This window comes from Streptomyces lydicus, from assembly GCF_004125265.1.
Taxonomy (GTDB): domain Bacteria; phylum Actinomycetota; class Actinomycetes; order Streptomycetales; family Streptomycetaceae; genus Streptomyces; species Streptomyces lydicus_C.
The window spans coordinates 7,305,179-7,328,713 of the sequence record NZ_RDTE01000003.1; the positions used below are offsets into that span (position 1 = coordinate 7,305,179).

At 71.2% G+C, this 23,535-nt stretch carries 21 protein-coding genes and 1 pseudogene; 17 read left to right on the plus strand and 5 right to left on the minus strand.

What is annotated here, in order from left to right; all coding sequences use genetic code 11:
• The first annotated feature begins 150 nt into the window (after nt 1–150).
• The 4 genes from D9V36_RS42740 (at nt 151) to D9V36_RS34660 (ending at nt 4,288) form a co-directional block, all read left to right on the plus strand.
• Nucleotides 151–1,407, plus strand: a complete 1,257-nt coding sequence (locus D9V36_RS42740) for a hypothetical protein (RefSeq protein WP_277753523.1) — start codon at nt 151–153, stop codon at nt 1,405–1,407.
• Nucleotides 1,404–2,573, plus strand: coding sequence for a type VII secretion-associated serine protease mycosin (gene mycP, locus D9V36_RS34650; RefSeq protein ID WP_129297241.1), 1,170 nt, complete (start codon nt 1,404–1,406; stop codon nt 2,571–2,573). The genes D9V36_RS42740 and mycP overlap by 4 nt, the downstream gene beginning before the upstream one ends.
• Nucleotides 2,574–2,666: 93 nt before the next feature.
• Complete coding sequence (locus tag D9V36_RS34655) at nt 2,667–3,398, plus strand: SseB family protein (RefSeq protein WP_129297242.1); 732 nt, start codon at nt 2,667–2,669, stop codon at nt 3,396–3,398.
• Between the two features lie 116 nt (nt 3,399–3,514).
• Complete coding sequence (locus D9V36_RS34660; RefSeq protein ID WP_129297243.1) at nt 3,515–4,288, plus strand: MIP family channel protein; 774 nt, start codon at nt 3,515–3,517, stop codon at nt 4,286–4,288.
• 81 nt (nt 4,289–4,369) lie between these two features.
• Here the strand turns inward: D9V36_RS34660 and D9V36_RS34665 are convergent, their stop codons facing one another.
• A complete protein-coding gene (locus D9V36_RS34665; RefSeq protein WP_129297244.1) occupies nt 4,370–4,750 on the minus strand; it encodes a DUF1844 domain-containing protein in 381 nt (126 codons plus the stop codon).
• 332 nt (nt 4,751–5,082) lie between these two features.
• Between D9V36_RS34665 and infC the strand changes: the two genes are divergently transcribed.
• The 10 genes from infC to D9V36_RS34715 all read left to right on the plus strand — a co-directional run bounded on the left by infC (nt 5,083) and on the right by D9V36_RS34715 (nt 15,673).
• Nucleotides 5,083–5,793 carry a translation initiation factor IF-3 gene (gene infC / locus D9V36_RS34670; protein WP_129297245.1) on the plus strand — a complete coding sequence of 237 codons (711 nt, stop codon included), beginning with the start codon at nt 5,083–5,085 and terminating at the stop codon, nt 5,791–5,793.
• A gap of 124 nt (nt 5,794–5,917) precedes the next feature.
• Complete coding sequence (rpmI, locus tag D9V36_RS34675) at nt 5,918–6,112, plus strand: 50S ribosomal protein L35 (RefSeq protein WP_006607578.1); 195 nt, start codon at nt 5,918–5,920, stop codon at nt 6,110–6,112.
• A 103-nt stretch (nt 6,113–6,215) separates the two neighbouring features.
• The gene (gene rplT / locus D9V36_RS34680) at nt 6,216–6,599 is read left to right on the plus strand and encodes a 50S ribosomal protein L20 (protein ID WP_006607577.1); all 384 of its coding nucleotides are present in this window, start codon (nt 6,216–6,218) and stop codon (nt 6,597–6,599) included.
• A 130-nt stretch (nt 6,600–6,729) separates the two neighbouring features.
• Nucleotides 6,730–7,584, plus strand: coding sequence for a TrmH family RNA methyltransferase (locus D9V36_RS34685; protein ID WP_129297246.1), 855 nt, complete (start codon nt 6,730–6,732; stop codon nt 7,582–7,584).
• Nucleotides 7,585–7,667: 83 nt separating this feature from the next.
• Nucleotides 7,668–8,828, plus strand: coding sequence for a sensor histidine kinase (locus D9V36_RS34690; protein ID WP_129297247.1), 1,161 nt, complete (start codon nt 7,668–7,670; stop codon nt 8,826–8,828).
• A 215-nt stretch (nt 8,829–9,043) separates the two neighbouring features.
• Nucleotides 9,044–10,168, plus strand: a complete 1,125-nt coding sequence (gene pheS, locus D9V36_RS34695) for a phenylalanine--tRNA ligase subunit alpha (protein WP_129297248.1) — start codon at nt 9,044–9,046, stop codon at nt 10,166–10,168.
• Complete coding sequence (pheT, locus tag D9V36_RS34700; protein WP_129297249.1) at nt 10,168–12,693, plus strand: phenylalanine--tRNA ligase subunit beta; 2,526 nt, start codon at nt 10,168–10,170, stop codon at nt 12,691–12,693. The genes pheS and pheT overlap by 1 nt, the downstream gene beginning before the upstream one ends.
• A 28-nt stretch (nt 12,694–12,721) precedes the next feature.
• Complete coding sequence (locus D9V36_RS42310) at nt 12,722–13,459, plus strand: SpoIIE family protein phosphatase (RefSeq protein ID WP_347239831.1); 738 nt, start codon at nt 12,722–12,724, stop codon at nt 13,457–13,459.
• A 297-nt stretch (nt 13,460–13,756) separates the two neighbouring features.
• Nucleotides 13,757–15,094 (plus strand): transcriptional regulator, encoded by a 1,338-nt coding sequence (locus tag D9V36_RS34710; RefSeq protein ID WP_129297250.1) that lies wholly within the window; start codon nt 13,757–13,759, stop codon nt 15,092–15,094.
• Between the two features lie 48 nt (nt 15,095–15,142).
• Nucleotides 15,143–15,673, plus strand: coding sequence for an NUDIX domain-containing protein (locus tag D9V36_RS34715; RefSeq protein ID WP_129297251.1), 531 nt, complete (start codon nt 15,143–15,145; stop codon nt 15,671–15,673).
• 30 nt (nt 15,674–15,703) lie between these two features.
• Here D9V36_RS34715 and D9V36_RS34720 read toward each other — a convergent pair whose 3' ends face one another.
• Nucleotides 15,704–15,961, minus strand: coding sequence for a hypothetical protein (locus D9V36_RS34720; protein ID WP_129297252.1), 258 nt, complete (start codon nt 15,959–15,961; stop codon nt 15,704–15,706).
• Nucleotides 15,962–16,557: 596 nt separating this feature from the next.
• Here D9V36_RS34720 and D9V36_RS34725 point away from each other — a divergent pair.
• A pseudogene (locus D9V36_RS34725) lies at nt 16,558–17,976 on the plus strand (aldehyde dehydrogenase family protein).
• Nucleotides 17,977–18,284: 308 nt separating this feature from the next.
• Here D9V36_RS34725 and D9V36_RS34730 read toward each other — a convergent pair.
• The 3 genes from D9V36_RS34730 to D9V36_RS34740 all read right to left on the minus strand — a co-directional run bounded on the left by D9V36_RS34730 (nt 18,285) and on the right by D9V36_RS34740 (nt 21,458).
• Nucleotides 18,285–19,460 carry an MAB_1171c family putative transporter gene (locus tag D9V36_RS34730; RefSeq protein ID WP_129297253.1) on the minus strand — a complete coding sequence of 392 codons (1,176 nt, stop codon included), beginning with the start codon at nt 19,458–19,460 and terminating at the stop codon, nt 18,285–18,287.
• Entirely contained in the window at nt 19,450–19,971 is a 522-nt protein-coding gene (locus tag D9V36_RS34735; protein ID WP_129297254.1) for a hypothetical protein, read from the minus strand. Before D9V36_RS34735 ends, D9V36_RS34730 begins: the two co-directional genes overlap by 11 nt.
• Before the next feature lie 140 nt (nt 19,972–20,111).
• Complete coding sequence (locus D9V36_RS34740; protein WP_206739769.1) at nt 20,112–21,458, minus strand: MFS transporter; 1,347 nt, start codon at nt 21,456–21,458, stop codon at nt 20,112–20,114.
• Nucleotides 21,459–21,751: 293 nt separating this feature from the next.
• On the opposite strand from D9V36_RS34740, the gene D9V36_RS41235 reads away from it, so the two are divergent.
• Nucleotides 21,752–22,228 carry a hypothetical protein gene (locus tag D9V36_RS41235; protein ID WP_164993089.1) on the plus strand — a complete coding sequence of 159 codons (477 nt, stop codon included), beginning with the start codon at nt 21,752–21,754 and terminating at the stop codon, nt 22,226–22,228.
• 49 nt (nt 22,229–22,277) lie between these two features.
• The gene (locus tag D9V36_RS34750) at nt 22,278–23,459 is read left to right on the plus strand and encodes an IS701 family transposase (protein WP_129297255.1); all 1,182 of its coding nucleotides are present in this window, start codon (nt 22,278–22,280) and stop codon (nt 23,457–23,459) included.
• Nucleotides 23,460–23,535: the final 76 nt, after the last annotated feature.

Consider the following 23,535-nt stretch of genomic DNA (forward strand, 5'->3'; position numbering starts at 1 on the left):
GCGGACATGGGTTGGAGCACCGACGGCGTCAGCGCTTACAGTGACTCGAACACCGCAACCAGCAGGTCAGCGGCGTGTTGTCCGGATACGAACCACCGTGCCCCGATTGCGGATCGGGCCCGGAGGTCAGCGGCGCAAGGGGGAGCGCGGGTGAGCACCGACGCGGAATTCGCCGATGCGCAACCCGTCCCGCCCATACCCCCCGGGCCACCACGGCGGCCCGCCGCGGCCGCGGCACCGGGGCCGCAGCCGGCCGAGGACCCGCAGACGGCCGTGCTGCGCCGGGTGCCGCCCATGCCACCCCTGCCGCCGTCCGCACCCGCCGCCCCGGCCGCCACCGTCCCGCCCCGCCCCGCCGCCCCGCCCCGTGCGCAACCCCCCGCCGACGGCCCGCCGCTGCCGCCCCGCCCGGACCGTGCCCCCGGCTCCCCAGCCCCCAACGGACCGGCCGCCCCCGGCCCCGCGCAGCCCGCCGCCTTCCGCGACACCGCCGCCTTCCACCTGGCCCGCAGCCAGGACCTGTGGAGCGGCCCCGGCGCACGCACCGCCGGGCGTCCGTCACATGTGCCGTGGCCCCGTAGTCCCCTCCCTCGCCAGGGAGCGGCGCACGGGACCGGCGCACCGGCCGCCCCCGTCCGCCGCCCCGGCGCCCGGGTGCTCACCGCCGCGGCCTGCCTGATCCTCGGCATCGGCCTCATCGGCGGTGCGGCGGCGGGTGGTTGGCTCACCGAGGACGCCTCCGGCGCCGCGCCCACGGCCGAGGCCGTCTTCGCCAAGGGCCGCGACGTCTGGCACGACACCCCCGTCGACACGCTCTTCCCCCGCACCGTCAAAGGCCTGGGCGCCGGCCCCGGCGGCGCCGACCGGACCTGGACCCGGATCGCCGTCGCCCCCGACAGCGGCTGCTCCGGCGCCTACGACACCGAGCTCGCCGCCGCGCTCGCCCCGGCAGGCTGTGTCCGGCTGCTGCGCGCCACCTACGTCGACGCCACCCGCAGCGCCGTCATCACGGTCGGCGCGCAGACCGCCAAGGCCGCCCCGGCCGCGATGACGGCGCTCAACACCCGCTTCAGCAGCAAGAACCTGGGCACCCGCACGGACTCGATGCCGCTGCCGTACGCGGCCAAGGGCACCGCGGCCGAGGACTTCGGCCCCGCCCAGCGGGTCAGCTGGACCGTCCGGGTGCTCACCGACATCCCGGCCGTCGTCTACGCCGTCTCCGGTTTCGCCGACGGCCGCACGTTCACCGGGCCGCAGCCCGCCGAGGCCGCGGTCAGGGCCGGCACCACCACCGCCCCGGCCGAATCCGGACTGGGCCACGACGCGAAGGACCTGGCGGACCGCATCGAGGCGGACTTCCGCAAGGCGGCCGGCAGCCCGACTCCGACAAGGCAGGCCTCGTCATGACGCAGTCCGTGCGGCGCGGCACCGCCCTCGCGCTGGCCTCGGCGGTGCTCGCCGTACTGCCCGCCGTCCCCGCCCGGGCCGACACCGTCCGCGCCCAGGAGTGGGCCCTCCAGGCCGTCCACGCCCAGCAGGCCTGGCGCACCACCAAGGGCGAGGGCATCACCGTCGCCGTCCTGGACACCGGTGTGGACGCCAACCACCCCGACCTGGAAGGACAGGTGCTGCCCGAGCAGGACCTGGTCGGCTTCGGGGCCGGTCCTGGTGACTCAGCCTGGGCCCGGCACGGCACCGGCATGGCCAGCATCATCGCGGGTCACGGCCACGGTGCGAACGGCCGTGACGACGGAGTGCTCGGGCTCGCCCCGGCCGCCAGGATCCTGCCGGTCCGGGTGATCCTCGAAGACGGCGACTCCCAGCGCGAGCGGGCCCGCACCGAGAAGGCGGGGGCGCTGGCCGACGGCATCCGCTGGGCCGCCGACCACGGCGCCGACGTGATCAATATGTCGCTGGGCGACGACAGCGAGTCCGCGCACCCCGAACCCCGCGAGGACGCCGCCATCCAGTACGCCCTCGGCAAGGGCATCCCCGTCGTCGCCTCCGCCGGCAACGGCGGCGAGAAGGGCAATCACGTCTCCTACCCCGCCGCCTACCCGGGCGTCATCGCGGCCACCGCCGTCACCCACCTGGGGGGCCGGGCCCGGTTCTCCACCCGGCACTGGTACGCCACGGTCAGCGCGCCCGGCTTCGACATCGTCATGGCCGACAACGACGACGGCTACCTCTCGGGCTGGGGCACCAGCCCCGCCGCCGCGTTCGTCTCCGCGGCCGTCGCCCTGATCCGCTCCGCACACCCCGGCCTGAGCCCGGACCAGATCCGGCGGCTGCTGACCTCCACCGCACAGGACCACCCCGAGGGTGGCCGTGACGACGACTACGGCGCCGGCCTGATCGACCCGGCCGCCGCCCTCAAGGCCGCGGCGGACCTCAAGCCCGCCCCGCAGAAGCCGGCCCCCGCCGGCTACGCCACCCGCTACTTCGGCCCCGGCCCCACCGCCGACGACGGGGACACCCCCGTGGGCTGGCTGCCCTGGGCCGCCGGCGCCGCCGGCCTGACCTTCCTCGCGGCCGCCGTCGTCCTCTGGCGCCGCCGCCCCGCGCACCACTGACCGGCACCCGCCCACCGCGCCGCACCCCACCGGACCGCACGTCAAACGCACCGCCCCCGAAAAGGCACCACCACCGGCCGATACGCTCACCCCGTGCAGAAGAACATCCCGGACCCCGGTTTCTCCGACGACGACGGCTCCGCCGACCCCGCGCTCGCGGCAGCCCTGGCGGCGTACGGGGCGGACCGGGCCGCCGAGCCCCAGCTCCTGTCGGCGCTGGCCGGCGCGCGCGTCCTGGTGCCCGTGGTGGCGGTCCTCGGCGAGGTGGAGACCGGCCCCGACGGTCTGCGCCGCGAAAAGACCAGCGATATGGCCGTCCCCACCCTCCAGGCCCCCGACGGACGCCGCGCCCTGCCCGCCTTCACCTGTATGGAGTCACTTCAGCGCTGGCGCGCCGACGCCCGCCCCGTCGCGGTCCCGCTGCAGCAGGCGCTGCTCGCCGCGTCCCACGAGAAGGCCGACACGGTCGTCGTCGACCTGGCGGGCCCGGTCACCTACCAGCTCACCGGTCCGGCCCTGCGCGCCCTGGCAGAGGGCCGGACCAGCGCCGACCCGCTCGCCGACCCGGCGGTCACCGACGCCCTGCGCGCCCTGCTCGACGCCGAGCCCGGTGTGCTCCTCGCCCGTCTCGCCCCGTCCGGGGAAACCGACGCCACCCTCGCCCTCGGCCTCGCCCCCGATGCCCCGGCCGCCGAGGTCGCCCAGCGGCTGGCCCGGGCGCTGGCCGCCGACGAGATCCTGCGCGCCCGGCTCGTGAAGGGCCTGGACCTGGCCCTTCTGCCGCCCGGCGCCACGACGGCCGGAGAACCCCTCTACCGGCGCTGACCCACCACGGCCGGGGCCCGGGTGCGACGAGCGGGCTCCGGGCCGCCGACGGGCGCGTTCGTCTCCGGGGACGCACAATGCGAGGAGAGCTCAAGATCCACGCGAGGAGAGCCCCCATGGAGAAAACGGAGATCTCGAAGGTGCTGACCCGCACGGTCGTATCCGAGTTCCTCGGCACGCTGCTCCTGGTGTTCTTCGCCGTCGGCTCGGCCGTGCTGGCGGGCGAATACATCGGCACCTTCGGCATCGCCCTGGCCTTCGGCTTCACTCTGGTGGCGCTTGCCTACGCCCTCGGCCCGATCTCGGGCTGCCATCTCAACCCCGCGGTGACCCTGGGCATGCTGCTGGCCCGCAGGCTCACCCTGCGGACCGCCGCCGAATACTGGATCGCCCAGGTGGTCGGCGCCATCGTCGGCTCGGCGCTGCTCTTCCTGGTGGCCCGGCAGGTCCCGGGGCTGCAGACCCACGGGTCCTTCGGCACGAACGGCTGGGGCGACCGCTCGGCGGTGCACCTCAACCTCGGCGGCGCGTTCGTCGCCGAGATGGTGATGACCTTTCTGCTGGTCTACGTGTGGCTGTCGGTCACCCACAAGGTGGCCGTGATCGGCTTCAACGGGATGGCGATCGGACTGGCCCTGGCCACCGTCCACCTCATCGGCATCCCCCTGGACGGCACCTCCGTGAACCCGGCGCGCTCCATCGGCCCGGCGCTGTTCGCGGGCGGCGCGGCCATCACCCAGCTGTGGCTGTTCATCGTCGCCCCGCTGATCGGCGGCGCCATCGCGGCAGCGGTGCACCAGGTCACCCACCCGCCGCACGAGCCGGTCCTCGTCGCCGACGACGCGGTGCCGCCCGAGGCCACCACGGAATCCCGGGCCGAATCCGACTGACCGCCCGGCGCCCCTGGCACGCGACGAGCCCCGGCCCTTCCCGGGCCGGGGCTCGTCGTCGGTACGCCGTCGTGGCGCGGCTCAGCCGTAGACCGGCCCGGTGAACTTCTCCCCGGGGCCCTGGCCCGGCTCGTCCGGCACGACCGAGGCCTCGCGGAACGCCAGCTGCAGCGACTTCAGTCCGTCCCGCAGCGGCGCCGCGTGGTACGAGCCGATCTCGGTGGCGCTGGCGGTGATCAGCCCGGCCAGCGCCTGGATGAGCTTGCGCGCCTCGTCCAGGTCCTTGTGCGCCGCGCCCTCCTCGGCGAGCCCGAGGTTGACCGCCGCCGAACTCATCAGATGCACCGCGACCGTGGTGATCACCTCGACCGCCGGCACCTCGGCGATGTCGCGGGTCATGGAGTCGAAGTCAGGGTTCGCCGCGTCCGGCGCGTCGGGCTGCTGCGGTGTCTGGTCGCTCATGTCTTCGGGCTTCTTCCTGCTGAGGGGTCGGCTCCAGCCTATGGGCAGGGCGCCCGGTCCCCGCGTCCGGGAGTGTCATCCTGTCCCCGGGACCAGGCCGTACCGGCACAGGAGTGGGTGCCACCTCTTGACTCGTGTATTCTGGTGTTCCGACCGGCCGGACACGCATGTGACCGGCCCACAAGTGGAGGCTCCGATCTCCCACCCGACCGACCTCAGGTTGGCGGGTCAACGGTCCGGCTGCGCCCCGCGGAGACTTCGCGACGGTGCTCCAGATCTATGTGGAGCCCCGCCTGTGTCCCGTCCGGGGCATTTTTTCATGTACCGCGCGGTTGGTCACACCGAAAAGACGTTACGCGGCAGTCCGCCAGGCCGTCGCGTGGTGCTACCGAGGAGGATCCATCAGCGCCGAGCCCCGCATCAACGACCGGATTCGCGTTCCCGAAGTGCGACTTGTCGGTCCCAGCGGCGAGCAGGTCGGGATTGTTCCGCTTGCCAAGGCCCTTGAGCTTGCTCAGGAGTACGACCTCGACCTGGTCGAGGTGGCGGCGAACGCTCGCCCGCCCGTCTGCAAGCTCATGGACTACGGGAAGTTCAAGTACGAGTCGGCCATGAAGGCCCGTGAGGCGCGCAAGAACCAGGCGCACACGGTCATCAAGGAGATGAAGCTCCGGCCGAAGATCGACCCGCACGACTACGACACCAAAAAGGGTCACGTCGTCCGGTTCCTCAAGCAGGGTGACAAGGTCAAGATCACGATCATGTTCCGTGGTCGCGAGCAGTCCCGCCCCGAGCTGGGCTTCCGGCTGCTGCAGCGGCTCGCGTCCGACGTGGAGGACCTCGGCTTCATCGAGTCGAATCCGAAGCAGGACGGCCGAAACATGATCATGGTTCTCGGTCCGCACAAGAAGAAGACCGAGGCGATGGCCGAGGCCCGCGAGGCGCAGGCCGCCCGCAAGGCGGAGCGCCAGGGCGGAGTCGCCGCGGACCAGTCCGTGGACGAGCCCGCCGAGGAGCCCACCGAGGAGCACGCCCAGGCGTGATCCCCGAGGCGTGAGCCCCGGTTCACGCCGGGGCACCCCGCCCCGGACAGCAATCGAAATACATGACGCTCCCGCTCGCCGGTTCACGCCTGCGGGAGCGCCCCTGACGAGGAGAGAACGGCGCATGCCGAAGAACAAGACGCACAGCGGTGCCAGCAAGCGCTTCAAGATCACCGGCTCCGGCAAGGTGCTGCGTGAGCGCGCCGGCAAGCGCCACCTGCTCGAGCACAAGTCGTCCCGTGTGACGCGTCGCCTCACCGGCAACGCCGAGATGGCCCCGGGCGACGCCGCGAAGATCAAGAAGCTTCTCGGCAAGTGAGCCGCCGCGCCCCACGAACAGGAGGGGTGCGCGACTCGGACCGGGACCCAATCGATTCGGGCCGTGTGACGACAACCACGGCCCCGCTACAAGGAGTTAACAAGTGGCACGCGTCAAGCGGGCAGTCAACGCCCACAAGAAGCGCCGGGCGATCCTCGAGCAGGCCAGCGGCTACCGTGGCCAGCGCTCGCGCCTGTACCGCAAGGCGAAGGAGCAGGTCACCCACTCCCTCGTCTACAACTACAACGACCGCAAGAAGCGCAAGGGCGACTTCCGTCAGCTGTGGATCCAGCGCATCAACGCCGCTGCCCGCGCCAACGGCATGACGTACAACCGCTTCATCCAGGGTCTGAAGGCCGCCAACATCGAGGTGGACCGCAAGATCCTGGCCGACCTCGCGGTGACGGACGCCAACGCGTTCGCCGCGCTCGTCGAGGTCGCCCAGAAGGCGCTTCCGAGCGACGTCAACGCCCCGAAGGCTGCCTGAACTTCAGCCTGACGACGTTGTATGCGGACCCGCAGGCCCCGGCCTGCGGGTCCGCCGCTTTTCCGGACCGGCCGCGTCTCGTCCGCAGACCGGCCCCCACGCACCGAACCACAGAAGCGAGCCGCCGCCCATGGGCACCCCCGAGCTGATCTCCCCGCGTTCCCCGCGCGTCACCGCCGCCCGGCGGCTGGCCCGCCGTGCCTTCCGCGGCAAGGAGCGCCGGTTCATCGCCGAGGGCCCGCAGGCCGTGCGGGAGGCGATCGCGCACCGCACGGGCGGGGTGCCCACCCTGACCGAGCTGTTCGCCACGGTCGAGGCAGCGGAGCGGCACACCGAGATCGTCGAGGCGGCCCGCGCGGCCGGAGTGCGGGTCCACTTCGCCGACGACCGGACCGTCGCCGACATCTCCCAGACCGTCACCCCGCAGGGCCTGCTCGGCGTCTGCGACTTCCTCGATTCGCCGTTCGAGGAGATCCTGGCCGCCCGCCCGCAGCTGATCGCGGTGCTCGCCAACGTCCGTGACCCCGGCAACGCCGGTACGGTGCTGCGCTGCGCGGACGCCGCGGGCGCGGACGCCGTCGTGCTGACGGACGCCTCCGTGGACCTGTACAACCCCAAGTCCGTTCGGGCGTCGGTGGGTTCGCTCTTCCACCTCCCGGTCGCGGTGGGCGTACCGGTCGAGCGGGTGGTGAGCGGGCTGCAGGCCGCGGGCGTACGGATCCTCGCCGCGGACGGTGCCGGCGACCGTGACCTGGACGCCGAGCTGGACACCGGCTCGATGGGCGGGCCCACCGCCTGGGTCTTCGGCAACGAGGCCTGGGGGCTGCCGGAGGAGACCCGGGCGCTGGCGGACGCGGTGGTACGGGTCCCCATCCACGGCAGGGCCGAAAGCCTCAACCTCGCGACGGCCGCCGCGGTCTGCCTCTACGCCTCCGCACGGGCCCAGCGCAGCCCCGGCGGCTGCCGCGCGGTGTCACCCGCCTGAGGGGCGTCCTCGCGAACTCCGCGGCGGCATCGAGCCGAACTAGTAGGCTTGCGTGCTCGGGGGCCCGGAAGGGGGTAACGGGGATGGATGTGAGGACTTCCGGCACCGCAGTCACCGCTGACAGCTGCCCGTCCGGCGGAACGGCGCGCGAGCCGTCGTCCACCGCTGACGCGGGACCGGGCGCCGTGGACGCCGGTCTCGGGCTGGATCCCGACGATCTGCCCGACGGCCTGGTGGTCGCCGACGAGAGGGGCCGGGTGATCTGCTTCAACGCCGCGGCGGCCAGGATCACCGACATCCTCCCCGGCGACGCGCTCGGCCGCCCCCTGGAGCACGCCCTGCCGCTGCAGGACATCGAGGGCCGCCGCTGGTGGCGGCTCACCGACCCCTACGGCGGGCTCGCCATCCGCCGCGGCCAGCCCGAGCGCAACCTGCTGCTCGGCGGCCGCGAGGTGCTGGTCTCCGCCCGCTATGTCCGCAGCCGGCCGACCGGGCCGGTCCGGCGGCTGGTGATCGCGCTGCGCGGCACCGAGGCCCGGCGCCGTACGGAGCTCAGCCACGCCGAGCTGATCGCCACCGTCGCCCATGAGCTGCGCTCACCGCTGACCTCCGTCAAGGGGTTCACCGCCACCCTCCTCCAGAAGTGGGAACGCTTCACCGACGACCAGAAGCGGCTGATGCTGGAGACGGTGGACGCCGACGCCAACCGCGTCACCCGTCTGATCGCCGAGCTGCTGGACATCTCCCGGATCGACTCCGGGCGGCTGGAGGTGCGCCGCCAGCGGGTCGACATGAGCGCCGCGGTCCGCCGGCACGTCCAGGCGCAGACCACCGCGGGCCAGCGCCCGGACCGCTTCCTGATCCGGATGCTGGAACCCCTGCCCGATCTGTGGGCAGACCCGGACAAGGTGGACCAGGTGCTGGGCAACCTGCTGGAAAATGCGGTGCGCCACGGCGAGGGAACCGTCACCATCGAGGTCGGACCGGTAGCGGACACGACCAACGGAGAGGGGACGAGCGTCACCGTGAGCGACGAGGGCCCCGGCATCCCGGAGGAATCGATGAGCCGCGTCTTCACCCGCTTCTGGCGGGGCAGCAAGCGCGGCGGCACCGGCCTGGGCCTCTACATCGTCAAGGGCATCGTCGAGGCCCACGGCGGCACGATCACGGTCGGCCGGGCCCCGGCCGGCGGCGCGCAGTTCCGATTTAGCCTGCCCGTCGCGGCCCCGGCCTTCATGGCCTGAAGCGGAAGCGGCGGGCGCCCCGCGGGGGCGCGGACCTGCCGCGAGGTCCGTCCCCCTTAGACTTGACCTTTGGCACCTTTGGCGCACAGGCATCGCGGGCAGACGCGGGCTCGGCATCCCCCGTTCGTGATCGACGTTCGTCATCGACGTTTGTGAGCGAAGAGCCGAGGCGACGCGAGCCGAGCCAAGCCAGTCCACCGGAAGCACGGGAAGAGATGTCCGCACCCAATAAGTCGTACGACCCTGTCGAGGTCGAAGCCCTGAAACCGGAAGCGATCGCCGCACGGCTGGACGAGGCGCTGGCCGCCATCGCCGCCGCGGACGATCTGGAGGCGCTGCGTGAGGTGAAGGTCGCGCACACCGGCGACCGCTCGCCGCTCGCGCTCGCCAACCGTGAGATCGGTGCCCTGCCCCCGCACGCCAAGGCGGACGCCGGCAAGCGCGTCGGCCAGGCCCGCGGCCGGGTGAACCAGGCCCTCAAGGCCCGCCAGGAGGAACTGGAGGCGGAGCGCGACGCCCGCGTGCTGGTCGAGGAGGCGGTGGACGTCACACTGCCCTACGACCGCACCCCGGCCGGCGCCCGGCACCCGCTGACCACCTTCATGGAGCGGGTCGCGGACGTCTTCGTGGCCATGGGCTACGAGGTCGCCGAGGGTCCCGAGGTCGAGGCGGAGTGGTTCAACTTCGACGCCCTGAACTTCGTGCCCGACCACCCGGCGCGCCAGATGCAGGACACCTTCTTCGTCCAGGGTGCGGGCACCGAGGGCGACGAGTCCGGTGTCGTGCTGCGCACCCACACCTCGCCGGTGCAGGCCCGCACCCTGGTCGACCGCGAGCCGCCGGTCTACGTCGTCTGCCCGGGGCGGGTCTACCGCACCGACGAGCTGGACGCCACGCACTCCCCGGTCTTCCACCAGATCGAGCTGCTGGCCGTCGATGAGGGCCTGACCATGGCCGACCTCAAGGGCACCCTCGACCACATGGTCCGGGCGCTGTTCGGTCCGGACATGAAGACCCGGCTGCGGCCGAACTACTTCCCGTTCACCGAGCCGTCCGCCGAGATGGACATGGTCTGCTACGTCTGCCGTGGCGAGTCCGTGGGCAACCCCGACCGCCCCTGCCGCACCTGCTCCAGCGAGGGCTGGATCGAGCTCGGCGGCTGCGGCATGGTCAACCCTAAGGTGCTCATCGCCTGTGGCGTCGACCCGGAGAAGTACAGCGGGTTCGCCTTCGGGTTCGGCATCGACCGGATGCTGATGTTCCGGCACAACGTGGAAGACATGCGTGACATGTTCGAAGGCGACGTCCGGTTCACCCGGCCGTTCGGGATGGAGATCTGATGCGGGTCCCGCTTTCTTGGCTGCGGGAGTACGTCGACCTGCCGGCGACGGAGACCGGCCGTGACGTACAGGCCAAGCTCATCGCCGTCGGCCTGGAGGTCGAGACCGTCGAGCGCCTCGGCGAGGGCCTCAAGGGTCCGCTCGTCGTCGGCCAGGTGCTGACCATCGAGGAGCTGGAGGGCTTCAAGAAGCCGATCCGCTTCTGCACGGTCGACGTCGGCCAGGCCAACGGCACCGGCGAGCCCCAGGAAATCGTCTGCGGCGCGCGGAACTTCGCGGTCGGCGACAAGGTCGTGGTGGTCCTCCCCGGCGCCGTGCTGCCCGGTGACTTCAAGATCGCCGCGCGCAAGACGTACGGCAAGAAGTCGCACGGCATGATCTGCTCGGGCGACGAGCTGGGCATGGGTGATGACGGGACGCACGGCATCATCGTGCTGCCGCCGGAGTACGAGGTCGGCACCGACGCCATCGAGCTGCTGGAGCTCGTCGACGAGGTGCTGGACATCGCCGTCACCCCGGACCGCGGCTACTGCCTGTCGATGCGCGGGGTGGCCCGCGAGACCGCCACCGCGTACGGCCTGCCGCTGCGCGACCCGGCGCTGCTGGACGTGCCGCCGCCGAACTCCGCCGGCTACCCGGTCCAGGTCTCCGACCCTCTCGGCTGCGACCGCTTCACCGCCCGTACGGTCACCGGTCTGAACCCCGAGGCGCGCTCCCCGCTGTGGATGCAGCGCCGGCTGCAGAAGGCCGGGATGCGTCCGGTCTCGCTGGCCGTCGACATCACCAACTACGTGATGCTGGAGCTCGGCCAGCCGCTGCACGCCTACGACCGCACCAGCGTGGACGGCCCGATCGGCGTCCGCCGGGCGACTGCGGGCGAGAAGCTGACCACCCTGGACGGCACCAAGCGGGTGCTCGACTCCGCCGACCTGGTCATCACCGACAACCGCGGCCCCATCGGCCTCGCGGGTGTCATGGGCGGCGCCAACACCGAGATCGCGGGCGGGGTCACCGACCCGGAGACCGGCGAGCAGCGCGGCACCACCGACGTCGTGATCGAGGCCGCGCACTTCGACGCGCTCTCCATCGCCCGTACGGCCCGCCGGCACAAGCTGTCCTCGGAGGCCGCCAAGCGCTTCGAGCGCGGGGTGGACCCGGAGGCCGCGTCCGCCGCGGCGCAGCGCACCGTCGATCTGCTGGTGCTGCTCGCGGGCGGCACCGCCGGGGAAGGCGTCACCGAGGTCGTCACCCCCCGCGGGCCGCGCACCATCACCCTCTCCGCCGACCACCCCGACAAGGTGGCCGGTGTTGCCTACGGCCGGGAGACCGTCGTCCGCCGCCTCCAGCAGGTCGGCTGCGATGCCTACGGCCAGGACGAGCTGGTCGTGACCGTGCCGTCCTGGCGTCCTGACCTCAGCGAGCCCAACGACCTCGCCGAGGAGGTCATCCGGCTGGAGGGCTACGAGAACCTGCCCTCCACCCTGCCGAAGCCGCCGGCCGGCCGGGGGCTGACCGAGCGTCAGCGGCTGCACCGCAGGGTCGGCCGGGCGCTGGCCGGTGCCGGTTACGTCGAGGCGCTGAACTACCCGTTCACCGGCTCGCACGTCCTCGACCAGCTGGGCATCGAGCAGGACGACCCGCGCCGTGACGCGGTCACCCTCGTCAACCCGCTCTCCGACGAGGAGCCCGACCTCCGCACCACGCTGATCCCGGGCCTGCTGAACGCGCTGCGCCGCAACCACGGCCGCGGCTCGCACGATCTGGCGCTCTTCGAGACCGGCCCGGTCTTCCGGGCGACCGGTGACGAGAAGCCGGCCACCCGGCTGGTGGTCGACCGCCGGCCGACCGACGACGAGATCGCCTCGCTGGACGCCTCCCTCCCGCAGCAGCCGCGGCGCGCCGCCGTGGTGCTCGCCGGGGGCCGGGAGCAGGCCGGCTGGTGGGGCGGCGCACGTCCCGCGATCTGGGCGGACGCCATCGAGGCGGGCCGGACCGTCGCACGGGAGGCGGGTGTGGAGCTGATCGTCCGTCAGGACCAGCACGCCCCGTTCCACCCGGGCCGCTGTGCGGCGCTGCTCGCCGTCGCCGACGGCGAGGAGATCCTCGTCGGCAACGCCGGTGAGCTGCACCCGCGGGTCATCAAGGCGCTGGCCCTGCCCGAGCGCACCTGCGCGATGGAGATCGACCTGGACCGCCTGGAGCGGGCCGGGGCCGGCCCGCTGCGCGCACCGAAGATCTCGGCCTTCCCGGTCGCGACCCAGGACGTCGCCCTCGTGGTCGACGAGGCCGTCCCGGGCGCGGAGGTGGAGGGCGCGCTGCGCGACGGCGCGGGTGAACTGCTCGAATCGCTGCGGCTGTTCGACGTCTTCACCGGCGAGCAGGTCGGCGCGGGCAAGAAGTCGCTGGCGTATGCGCTGCGCTTCCGTGCGGCCGACCGGACGCTGACCGCGGAGGAGGCCTCGGCGGCCCGTGACGCGGCGGTCGCGGCGGCCGTGGAGCGGACCGGCGCGGTGCTGCGCGGCTGAGCGTGGGCATGGCCCGCGACGGCGTGTCGTGAAGGCTGAGGGCGCGGACGGTGAGACCGTCCGCGCCCTCGTCGTGTGCGGAGGGCGGCGGGCGGTCGTCTTCGTTCTGCCCGGCCTGTGGGTGCTCGGGGTGGTGGCCTGGGAGCTGTGCCGTCCGACCGGTGGCCGGCTGCTGCGTGCGGTGGAGCCCGCGGCCGGGGTGGGTACGCGCGTGATGACCTGCGGTGCGATCCTCGCGGTGATCGGTGCCGGCTGTCTGACGGCCGGGCGGCGGCTGCGGCTGGTGCGGGAGCTGGAGCGCACCCGGGAGGTCGCCGTCGCCGCGCAGCGGGTGGTGCTGCGGCCGCTGCCCCGGCGGGTCGACGGGGTGCTGCTGGCGGCCGACCACCTCTCAGCGAGCGAGGGGGCCATGGTCGGCGGGGATCTGTACGAGGTCGTGGCGACCCGGCACGGGGTGCGGGCGGTGATCGGGGATGTGCGCGGGCACGGTCTCCAGGCGATAGGCACGGTCGCCGCGATGCTCGGCAGCTTCCGCGAAGTGGCGCACGACGAACCCGAACTGGGCGAGGTATTGCGGCGGTTGGAGCGGGCGCACCGGCGGCATCTGCGGGAACGGGCGCTCGTGGAGCGGCCGGCGGCCGGAGAAGGGGACCCGGTGAGCGCGTTCGCCGTCGGGGGTGGTCGGGGGTGGTCGGGGGTGGTCGGGGGTGGTCGGGGAGGTGCGGGAGGCGCTGCTGCGGCATGCGGACGGGCGCCTCACCGATGATGTGGCGCTGGTGATGCTGAGCAACGACCGGGTGCGGGTGCCGGCCCGGTGGGCCCGCGCCACACCTCCCGGCGCCCGCCTTCCGCGCTGACCTGCCGGCCGGTCGGTGGGCCGGTGGGTCGGTGGGTCGGCGGCGGAAGTGACGCCGGTCGGCCCCCGGACGCCTGCCCAAGGCGGCCGGCACCCTTCACACCCCGTGTGAGGGACGCTTCACTACGCTCGACGGACACAGTGGTGAAGTCGACAAGGCCATGAGCTGATGGTCCGTGGGCGGGCCCGGCTCACCGGGAGGCCGGTATGGAGCCCAACACCCTGCTCGACGCGCTCCTCGACGAGGCCGGTATCTCGCATGCCGGGCTCGCCGCGCGGATCAACCGTCTCGGCCGCTGCCGCGGCCTGGCGCTGCGGTACGAACACACCGCGGTGGCCCGGTGGTTGAAGGGACAGCGGCCGCGTGGGCAGGTACCGGACCTCATCTGCGAAGTCCTCGGCGAACGGCTGCACCGGCCGGTCGGGCTCGATGACATCGGGCTCAGCGGGCCGGGAGCGGGGCGTGCCGCCGGCACCCCGCTCTCCGGTTTCGTCGAGCGGGCCACCGCGCTGTGGCGCTCCGACGAGCAGCAACGGCCGCACATCCTCGACGCCCCGGCGCTCACCGGCACCTCCGCGGTCATCCCCGTATGGGAGTGGGAGAACCCGCCCGAGGACTCCGATGTCTCGCGCGACGGGCTGACGAGGGTCGGCAGGGCCGACATCGAGATGCTGCGCGCCGCGCGGACGCACTACGAGACGATGTACCGGAAGGCGGGTGGTGTCGCTACCAGAGCACGCATCGTGGGATTCCTCAACGCCGAGGCGGCGCCGCTGCTGCGGGGCAGCTACAGCGATGCGACGGGGCGTCAGCTCCACCGGGCGACCGGCGGACTGGTCGCGGTCGCGGGCATCTGCGCGTACGACTCGGACGCTCTCGGGCTGGCCCAGCGCTACTTCCATCAGGCGCTGCGGCTGGCCAAGGCCAGCGGGGACCGCGGTCTCGGCGCGTATGTCATCGCGCTGCTGGTCAACCAGTCCCTCTTCGTGAGGGAGTACCGCCAGGCGGTCGCCTTCGCGGAGGCGGCGCTGCGGGCCGCGGGTCCGCAGATCACCCCGGCGCTCTCCGCGGACCTCTACGCGATGCAGGCCAAGGCCTACGCCCGGCTCGGCGACGGCGCCGGCGCGCTGTCGTGCATCCGGCGTGCGGAGGCGGCCGCGGAGCGCATCCGGCCCGGACAGGAGCCGGCCGAGACGGGCTATGTCCAGCCCGGCCTGGTGAACGTACAAGTGGCGGAGGCGCTGCTCAGCCTCGGTGACCTGCGGGCCGCCCGGGAGCAGGCGGACGCCGCCGTCGACACCCCCGCACACGACCGCGGCCGGGTCCACCGGCTGGCCATGCTCACCCATATCGAGCTGCGTCAAGGCGATGCGGACCGGGCCGTGGCCAATGCCGCGCAGATGACGGAGCAGGCTCGGGGCATGGAGTCGCAACGGCTGCGGGACCGGCTGCGGGCGGTGCGCGAGCATCTGGCGGAGACCGGGAGCTCCGCGACGGACGAGGCTGCCGATCTCATCGACGAGGTGCTGCGCGTTCCGCTGTGACCGGGCTCGTGTCACCTTGCCGGCTCCTCAGCGGAAGGTGGCAGTTACGTGCGTTGGAACAATCTCAGCGAAAAGCCCGTCTATGCGAATCCGTGGTTCCGGGTCAATCTGGCCGATGTGGAACTGCCCGACGGCCGTCACCTGGATCACTATCTGATCCGGATGCGGCCCGTCGCCGTGGCCACAGTGGTCAACGAGGCCAATGAGGTGCTGCTGCTGTGGCGGCACCGGTTCATCACCGACACCTGGGGCTGGGAGCTGGCCGCCGGTGTCGTCGAGGACGGTGAGGACATCGCGGCGGCGGCCGCCCGGGAGATGGAGGAGGAGACCGGGTGGCGCCCGGGGCCCCTCCACCACCTCCTCACGGTGGAACCCTCCAACGGCCTCACCGACGCCCGGCATCACGTCTACTGGTCCGAGGAGGGCGAGTACACCGGCCTGCCCCAGGACGGTTTCGAGTCCGAGCGGCGGGAGTGGGTGTCGTTGAAGCTGGTGCCCGACATGGTGGCACGGGGGGAGGTGCCGGCCGCGGGCATGGCCGCCGCGCTGCTGATGCTGCACCACCTCCGCCTGGGCTGACGTGACCCGGCCGGTGACCGCGTCCTGCGGTCACCGGCCGATCGCCTGCCACAGCGCGACCAGCAACGCCGCGAGGCCCGTGAGTGCGGCGAGGGACGGCAGCGGCCAGCGGGTGTGCTCCAGCCGTGCGACACGGGCCTGCACATCGTCCGCGTCCCGCACCTGCTGCTCGGAGCGCTGGGCGAGCAGGGCGAGTTGACCGTCGACCCGGGCGGTGCGGACGTCCAGGAGACGCCTCAGCTCGGCTAAGTCGGCGGTGACCAGATCGGGTTCGGGGTGGGCGGTCACGGTCCGCTCCTCATTCCTTCAGTCAGCGATGACGTGGTCCGTACGGGCCTCAGTCAACTGCGCTGCGGTGAAGGGCGGGAGCGTGTGCGGCGGGGATATGCGGGTCTGCGGTTCACACCCCGTGTGAGGTGACGGGGGGTGACGGGCGGAGGGCGTGCGCACGGGGTGTGAAGGGCGCACCCGGGACGGGGCGGTTCACACGCTCCCGCGGGCGCCCGCAGGGGAGTTGACTCGGCAGTGCCACGGGGGGCCGATGCCGGCGGACGGGCGCCCGCCGGCCCGGAGTCCGCCCGCCGGCATTTCCCCCGAGCGGCGGGCGGACAGCCACCCTCACGTGCGGCTCCGGCTACGTGCTGCCCTGGGCATGGGCGTTGGCCACAGCTGCCGGCCGGAAAGACCCTCTCCGAGACAGCTCGCGAGCTGTTCGCCGTTGCCCTTCGCCGCGGTCGTTCCTCCCACCGGCTGTATGCCCTCCCGAGGCCCGGCTGAGTGCTGCCGACGAGTTGACGGCCTCTCACGAATTGTCGAGGTCGGTGTGTCATACAGTTTTCACGGCTGTGTTTCCGCTACCGCCCGACATACGGAGGAGCATGCTTGTGAAGGCACACGATGAGGTGTTCATCGGAGGGCACTGGCGACCTGCGGCAGGAACAGACGTCATTGAGGTCATCAATCCGGCGGACGAGCGAGTTGTCGGGGCCGTCCCGGCCGGTTCTGCAGCCGATGTTGATGCCGCGGTCAACGCGGCTCGTTCGGCACTGCCGGGGTGGGCGGCCACCACGCCCGCTCGCCGTGCCGAGTTACTGGCTGCGTTGGCTGACGAACTCGCCGCCTGCCAGGATCGGATGGCCTCACTCATCACCGCCGAGGTGGAACCACCATCGGGTTCTCCCGCAGGGTACAAGCCGGTCTGCCGGTCACCATGACGCGCCGGCATGCTGAGCTTGTGGCCGACTTCGCCTTCGAGGAGCGCGTGGGCAACTCGCTTGTCCTGCTTGAACCCGTCGGAGTCGTGGGCGCCGTCACACCGTGGAATTACCCGGTGCACCAGATCGTCTGCAAGGTTGTTCCCGCACTCGCCGCGGGCTGCACGGTGGTGCTCAAGCCTGCGGAGCTGACTCCTCTTTCGGCCCAGATGTTCACCGAGTGTGTGGCGGCCGCGGGCCTCCCTATGGGGGTCTTCAACCTGGTCACCGGCAGGGGCACGGAAGCCGGGGAGGCACTCGTACGCCACCCTGGCGTCGACATGGTCTCGTTCACGGGGTCCACGTCTGTCGGCAAGCGTATCGGGTCACTTGCCGGCGCCGATGTCAAGCGGGTAGCCCTGGAACTCGGTGGCAAGTCCGCCAGTGTCATCCTCCCCGGAGCGGACCTCGCACAGGCTGTCCGCGTCAATGTCGCTGACGTGATGCGCAATGCAGGACAGTCCTGCAATGCGTTGACGCGCACGTTGGTGCATGCCGATGACTATGAAGAGGCGGTTCGGATCGCCGTCGAGGAGATTGCTTCCTATGTTCCCGGCGACCCGGCCGATCCCGACTGCCGCCTGGGCCCGGTGGTGAGCAGCGCCCAGCGGGAGAAAGTCCGCGACCACATCCGTCGTGGCATGGCAGAGGGCGCCCGTCTCGTCGCGGGGGGGACCAGAGGCCCCCGAAGGACGAGACAAGGGCCACTACATCCGCCCGACAGTCTTTGCCGACGTCACTGCCGAGATGAGCATTGCTCGCGAGGAGATCTTCGGCCCGGTGCTCTCGTTCATGAGGTACGAGGACGAGGGGGACGCTCTGCGCATCGCCAATGACTCCGACTACGGCCTGGCAGGGGCCGTGTGGGCGGCCGAGGAGGGGCAGGCGATCACCTTTGCGCGCTCGATGGAGTGCGGCCAGGTGACGGTCAACGGCGGGGCGTACAACCCGCTCGCTCCCTTCGGCGGCCATAAGCAATCAGGCGTCGGGCGAGAACTCGGCAAGCATGGGCTCATGGAGTTTCTCCAGACGAAGTCGCTGCAACTCTGACAGTGATGATGTGCCTGGCGACGCCACCGGCGGCTCTGCCCCGCACTCTGCGTGAACCCTTTTCGGCCCATAACGGAAGGGTGAAGAGAGCAGCGCAGGCGGGGTGACGTGGCGAAGCCCCTTCTCGATGGTTCCGTGATTCCGCTCGGTACACCAACGACAAGGGGATTCGTCAGTTCCCTGCCCTGCCACACTCAATGCCGCGTACGAACTGGTTGAGGATATCTGCCGGCTCGCCTACGTCAGACGGCGTGAACTCGGCCCGCATGGGTGGAGTTCGATCTGCTTCGATCACGGCGATGCCGAATTCACTCCCTGTCGGATGTGTTCGGATGGATCGCGAAGTTCCGGGCCGGGGCCGAGGCGTAAGCTCGCGCCATTTCGAGGAGGAATGCCTTCTCGCCTTCCAGGTCGTCGTTTTCGAAACCGACGAGACTGCCGGCGGACTGCTGCTGGGGCAGACCGGCGAGCTTGGCGCTGCGTGCCCCTGACATCACACACGCGAGGACCGTCGCATCGACTTTGGCGTGAGCGACACCCACGGCGGCCACATGGCGGCGCGCGCGAGCCCACGCACCGGCGGCGACATAGTCGTTGAGAACGAGGATGGCGTCCCGGGTCTCGATGATTTTGCGGTAGGCCAGCAGCCGCCAGGACGCCTGCGGCCACACGATTTCCAGCAGTCGGTGGCGGGGTTTGATGAACGCGACGTGTGGCACGGCCTGTACCAGGTCGCGCCACAGCGGCCACAGGCGCCAGATGGTGCAGATCTCCGTGGTGGTGCCCTGCACGGCCCACAGCGAGGGCGTCAGGAGGGCGATCGCGCGCAGCAGCCCGTGCATGTCCATGACGTACGGGAGGAGCGGCAGTATCCGATCGGTGCGGTGCAACAGGTTGATGAGCTGGCAGAGCCAGAACAGGCAGGAGAGCGCGGTGCCGATTCCGAACATCCGCAAGCTTGCCCGCAGGACAGGGTTGGCCGTGCGTCTGCCGTACTGGCGGCACAAGGCGGTGCAGGAGATGTCCGCGGCGAGATGGTCCACGATCAGGACGAGCCAATAGGCAGTGGAGGGAGCCGGCCCACCGTGGCTCGTCACGGCATGTTCCTGGTGTGGTGGAGCCAGGGAATCCAGGACCAGGAGGGACACTATGGCCAGGCTCGTCACGTAGCACGCGCCCAGGCGCAATCGGCGGCCGCCGGCGGCCGCCGAGACGAAGTACAGGACCGCGCCCGACGAGAGCACTCCGCTCATGTTCCTCACCAGGGCGATGGCGTGGACCCCTCCGGTTGCCTGGAGGGCGAGCTGGGTCGTGATGGGGAGCGTGAGCGTCATGGCCACCGAAGCGGTGGCCACGGCCAGCCACAGTCCGCGCTGTTCAGGGCTGCGCATGGCGGCGGAGGCACGTATCGCCAGAGCCAGCCACAGGCAGCCCACGCACAGGTACGCGAACCAGCGCAGCGCGTCGGAGGGTTCAGCGTTCATCCGCGGCACGCGCGCCCAGTGCGGCTTCCAGTCGGCCCAGCACGCCGTGCGGAGCTCGGCCGGCGGACTGTGAAGCACGGATGCGCAGCAGACTGGCCAGCATCTCCGCCTCCTCTTCCTGACGGTTGGTGTAGCTGGCGCGGCCGAGCACCTGCTGAACCAACTGCGGGTTCAGATCGGGGAACAGGACCTGAGAGACCTCGCCGTGCCCCAGGTCCGTGCCACGGTGGTCGAACAGCATGTGCCCGATCTCATGCAGCACGATGTGCTCCTGGTGCACGCGGCTGGTGCGCTTCTCGAAAAAGATGTGGTCGTCGGTCTTGGTGGCGAGCCACATGCCGCAGATGCTGTTCCGGGCGGCCTGTTCCGGCAGCGGATGCAGATGCAACGGACGTCTGCGCTGTGCGGACAGCTCCTGGCACAAAGCATCGACCGTGAAAGGGCGTGGCAGACTGAGTTGGTCAAGAGCCGACTGGCAACGCTGATGCAATTGCGCGTACTTGTTGGGCATTCCTCTCCCAATAGCTGCAACTCGGCCAGCGCCTCAACAAGCTGATCGAGACGCTCTATCCCGACGAACGCACCCCAACCCGGCGTCTGCCAAGAGGGGAGAGAGAGTCTAGTCCTGCCAATGGTGTTGCCCTACGGAAACTACCCTGGCGCATCGGCCACCTCCTGGCGGGGGTGTGCGGCCGCCGTGGCAGCGCGCCGGGCGGACGTCAGGGCCGGCAGACAGCAGGCTGACAGGGCGGCCAGGAACGCCTGGTAGAGGGCCACCGGCCACAGCGAGCCGTGCCCCACCGAGACCAGGGCCTGGGCCAGGGCCGGCGCCGTGCCCCCGAACACCACACCGGCCAACTGCTGGGCCAAGGAGATCGCGGTGTAGCGCACCCGGACCGGGAAGGCATCGACGAGCAGGGCGGCGACCACCGCGTAGACGACGGCGCTGGCGGACTCCAACGCGCACACCCCCAGTGCGATCCGGAGCAGCGAACCGCTCCCCAAGGCCAGGACGGTGAGCGGAATGGCGAGCACGTACATGGCCAGCCCCAGGGCGCAGATCCTTGCGGCCCCCAGGCGTTGGGCGGCTAGCGCAGCGACGGGCTGGACCACGAACCGGGCGACAGCCGCGCACAACACCACGCCCAGCACCTTCTCCCGGGGAAAGCCGATGTGCACGGTTGCCCAGGACAGCACGAAGGTGCCGGCCAGATACGTCCCGGCAACCGGAACGGCGCAGGCCCCGACGCACACCGCCATCTTCGGGAAGTGCCGCCGCAAGGTGTCGCGCACCGGGGCGGGCGCCACCCGCCCCTGCGCCGACAGTCCCTCGAACTCCGGGGATTCGGGCACCTTCAGCCGTATGACCAGGCCGACGGCCATGAGGACGGTGGCGAGCAGGAAGGGGACCCGCCAGCCCCAGGCGAGGAATTCGCCGTCGCCCAGTCGCGAGAACGGGATGAAGACCGCGCTGGTCAGGATGGAGGCCAGCGGGGTCCCTTGCTGCACCATGGCCGTCAGGATCACCCGCCGCCCCTTCGGCGCGTGTTCACCGGCCAGCAGTACTGCGCCGCCCCACTCGCCGCCCACTGCGATCCCTTGGACGAGCCGCAGGACGCACAGCAGCACCGGAGCGGTGACCCCCGCCTCGTCGTAACTGGGCAGCAGACCGATGCCCGTGGTAGCCGCCCCCATCAGCAGAAGCGTCCCCACCAGACTGCGTTTTCGTCCTAGCCGGTCCCCTAAATGGCCGAAGAGCGCTGCACCGACAGGGCGGCCCAGAAAGCCGACCCAGAACGTCGCGAACGATGCCAGCAGACCGGTGGCCTGCTGTGCTCCGGGAAAGAACAACTCTGGGAAGACCAGGCTGGATGCAGTGGAGAAGACGAAGAAGTCGTACCACTCGACAGTGGTTCCCACCAGGCCGGCGAGTCCCGCCTTGTGGGCGGCGGACAGCCGGGGGCGTCCGGTAGGCGTGCGCGGGGTCCGGCGCATCATGCTCCAAGAGATCACTATGAGGGACGGGTTGTTCGTAAGGGAACCAACGAATCAGCAGGGTGCGGACGCGAAGACCAGTGCAAACAGCGCGGCCGTATCGCCTGGCATGATTCCGAACTGCCGTTCCGGCGGCTGACTTGACGGTATCTCGTCCGCTCCGCAGTGCCCGCGGCCGTCTCGGGTCGCACGCCCCCCGTGTCCCGGGATACGGTCCGCACCTGACGCCGGAGATCTGTTCCTGGCAGGGGTCCGGGCACTGCTTCCTGCGGGCCGGCGCCGGCCGCATCCCCTGGATGGCCCGGTCGCGCTCCTGGACGCCGGCTGAGCTCGCTGTCGGTGAGCCGGGCGACGCAGACGCCGGCAGGGTGCGCGATGCGGCGGCCAAGGCGGACGCCAGTCCCCCTCAGGGCATGGTCGAGATCGTGTACGGCCTGCGGGTCGGCCCCGACGAGCAGCGCATCGTGGGTATCGGCGGCGACACCCGTCGGCCGGCGAAGCTCCGGGGCGCGGCGGCCCTCGGCGCCCATGGCGGACTGCCACAGGGCTGTTCGGCGTCGGCGGTCGAGCGCCGTGAGCAGGCCGGCGGCGAGCAGCGGGGCCTCCACGAGGTCCTAGTACTCCAGCAGCGGTTCGCTATCTGGCCTGGTCAGAGGCATCGTCGGGAGTGTAGTTGGCTGCTGGCATGCCAGGGGCGGTCTTGCCGGACCGCCCCTCCAACGAATGACATCGAGAACTGTCTGCGCGGTGATGAGGGCAGCCTCCTCGTGTGATTGACGACCTTGCCAACTCGACCTGGGACCGTGAACTCGACGACCTCTCCTGCGCATCGGCCACCGTTTCGGCAGCGCCGACCTGCGACGCCGCATGCGTGACTACGTCCGCGCCCTGCTCGGCCCGGTCGGCCGCAAAAACGGCTGGCAACTGGCCGAACACGCAGGCCACCGCACCCCCGACGGCCTGCAACGACTACTGAACGCAGCCACCTGGAACGCCGACGATGTCCGCGACGACCTGCAGACATACGTGGCCGACAAGCTCGGCGAGGCCGACGGAGTCCTCATCCTCGACGACACCGGCTTCATCAAGAAGGGCACCACCTCCGCGGGGGTGCAGCGCCAGTACTCCGGCACCGCCGGCCGCACCGAGAACTGTCAGATCGGCGTCTTCGCCGCCTACGCCACCACCCGCGCACGCGCCCTGGTGGACCGCGAGCTGTATCTGCCCAAGTCCTGGACGGACGACCGTGAGCGCTGCCGCGCCGCCAAGATTCCTGATGAGAGGGGCTTCGCCACCAAACCAGAGCTGGCCAGGGCAATGGTGCTGCGCGCACTCGCTTCCCCGCTGCCGATCGCCTGGGTGACCGCGGATGCCGCCTACGGCCAGGAGTGGCGCTTTCGCCGGATGCTGGAAGAAGCCGCAGTCGGCTACGTGCTCGCCGTCCCCAAGTCCCAGCCGGTGCCCCGCTTCGGCCGGATCGACTATCTCTTCAGCCAGGCACCGGATGAGGCATGGGAGCAACGTTCGTGCGGCGACGGCGCCAAGGGCCCGCGCGTCTATGACTGGGCGGCCGTCCAGCTCCCGGTGATTGAGGACTTCGACGGTGAGCGGCCCACCCATCACCGCTGGGCGCTGGCCCGGCGCAGTATCAGCAGACCCGATCAGATCGCCTACTACCTCGCATACGCGCCGGTGGGCACCAGCGTCGACCGGCTCGTGCGCGTTGCCGGGCGCCGGTGGGCGATCGAGGAATGCTTCCAGGCCGCGAAGAACGAGTGCGGCCTGGACCAGTACGAAGTCCGCCGCTACGTCGGCTGGATGAGGCACATCACCCTGGCCATGCTCGCGCATGCCTTTCTCGCGGCCACAGCGGCACAGGCGGCGGCAAAGGGGGATGCAGAAACGGTTCCACCCTGGTCCCGCTCACCGTGGCAGAAGTCCGCCGGCTCCTGGCAACTGGTCCCGCACACCGGACCCGCACGCCACTTCGCATCCATGCGCTGAGATGGTCGCGATGGCGGCGAAGGCGTCAGGCCGTGGCCAGGCATTGTCACTACCGACGACGATGTCATTCGTTGGA

Coding starts and splice junctions, on each gene's coding strand:
- mycP (WP_129297241.1), top strand. CDS start 1,404: ATGACGCAGTCCGTGCGGCGCGGCACCGCCCTCGCGCTGGCCTCGGCG.
- D9V36_RS34660 (WP_129297243.1), top strand. CDS start 3,515: ATGGAGAAAACGGAGATCTCGAAGGTGCTGACCCGCACGGTCGTATCC.
- D9V36_RS34665 (WP_129297244.1), bottom strand. CDS start 4,750: ATGAGCGACCAGACACCGCAGCAGCCCGACGCGCCGGACGCGGCGAAC.
- rpmI (WP_006607578.1), top strand. CDS start 5,918: ATGCCGAAGAACAAGACGCACAGCGGTGCCAGCAAGCGCTTCAAGATC.
- D9V36_RS34685 (WP_129297246.1), top strand. CDS start 6,730: ATGGGCACCCCCGAGCTGATCTCCCCGCGTTCCCCGCGCGTCACCGCC.
- D9V36_RS34690 (WP_129297247.1), top strand. CDS start 7,668: ATGGATGTGAGGACTTCCGGCACCGCAGTCACCGCTGACAGCTGCCCG.
- pheS (WP_129297248.1), top strand. CDS start 9,044: ATGTCCGCACCCAATAAGTCGTACGACCCTGTCGAGGTCGAAGCCCTG.
- pheT (WP_129297249.1), top strand. CDS start 10,168: ATGCGGGTCCCGCTTTCTTGGCTGCGGGAGTACGTCGACCTGCCGGCG.
- D9V36_RS34710 (WP_129297250.1), top strand. CDS start 13,757: ATGGAGCCCAACACCCTGCTCGACGCGCTCCTCGACGAGGCCGGTATC.
- D9V36_RS34730 (WP_129297253.1), bottom strand. CDS start 19,460: ATGAACGCTGAACCCTCCGACGCGCTGCGCTGGTTCGCGTACCTGTGC.
- D9V36_RS34735 (WP_129297254.1), bottom strand. CDS start 19,971: ATGCCCAACAAGTACGCGCAATTGCATCAGCGTTGCCAGTCGGCTCTT.
- D9V36_RS34740 (WP_206739769.1), bottom strand. CDS start 21,458: ATGATGCGCCGGACCCCGCGCACGCCTACCGGACGCCCCCGGCTGTCC.
- D9V36_RS41235 (WP_164993089.1), top strand. CDS start 21,752: ATGGCCCGGTCGCGCTCCTGGACGCCGGCTGAGCTCGCTGTCGGTGAG.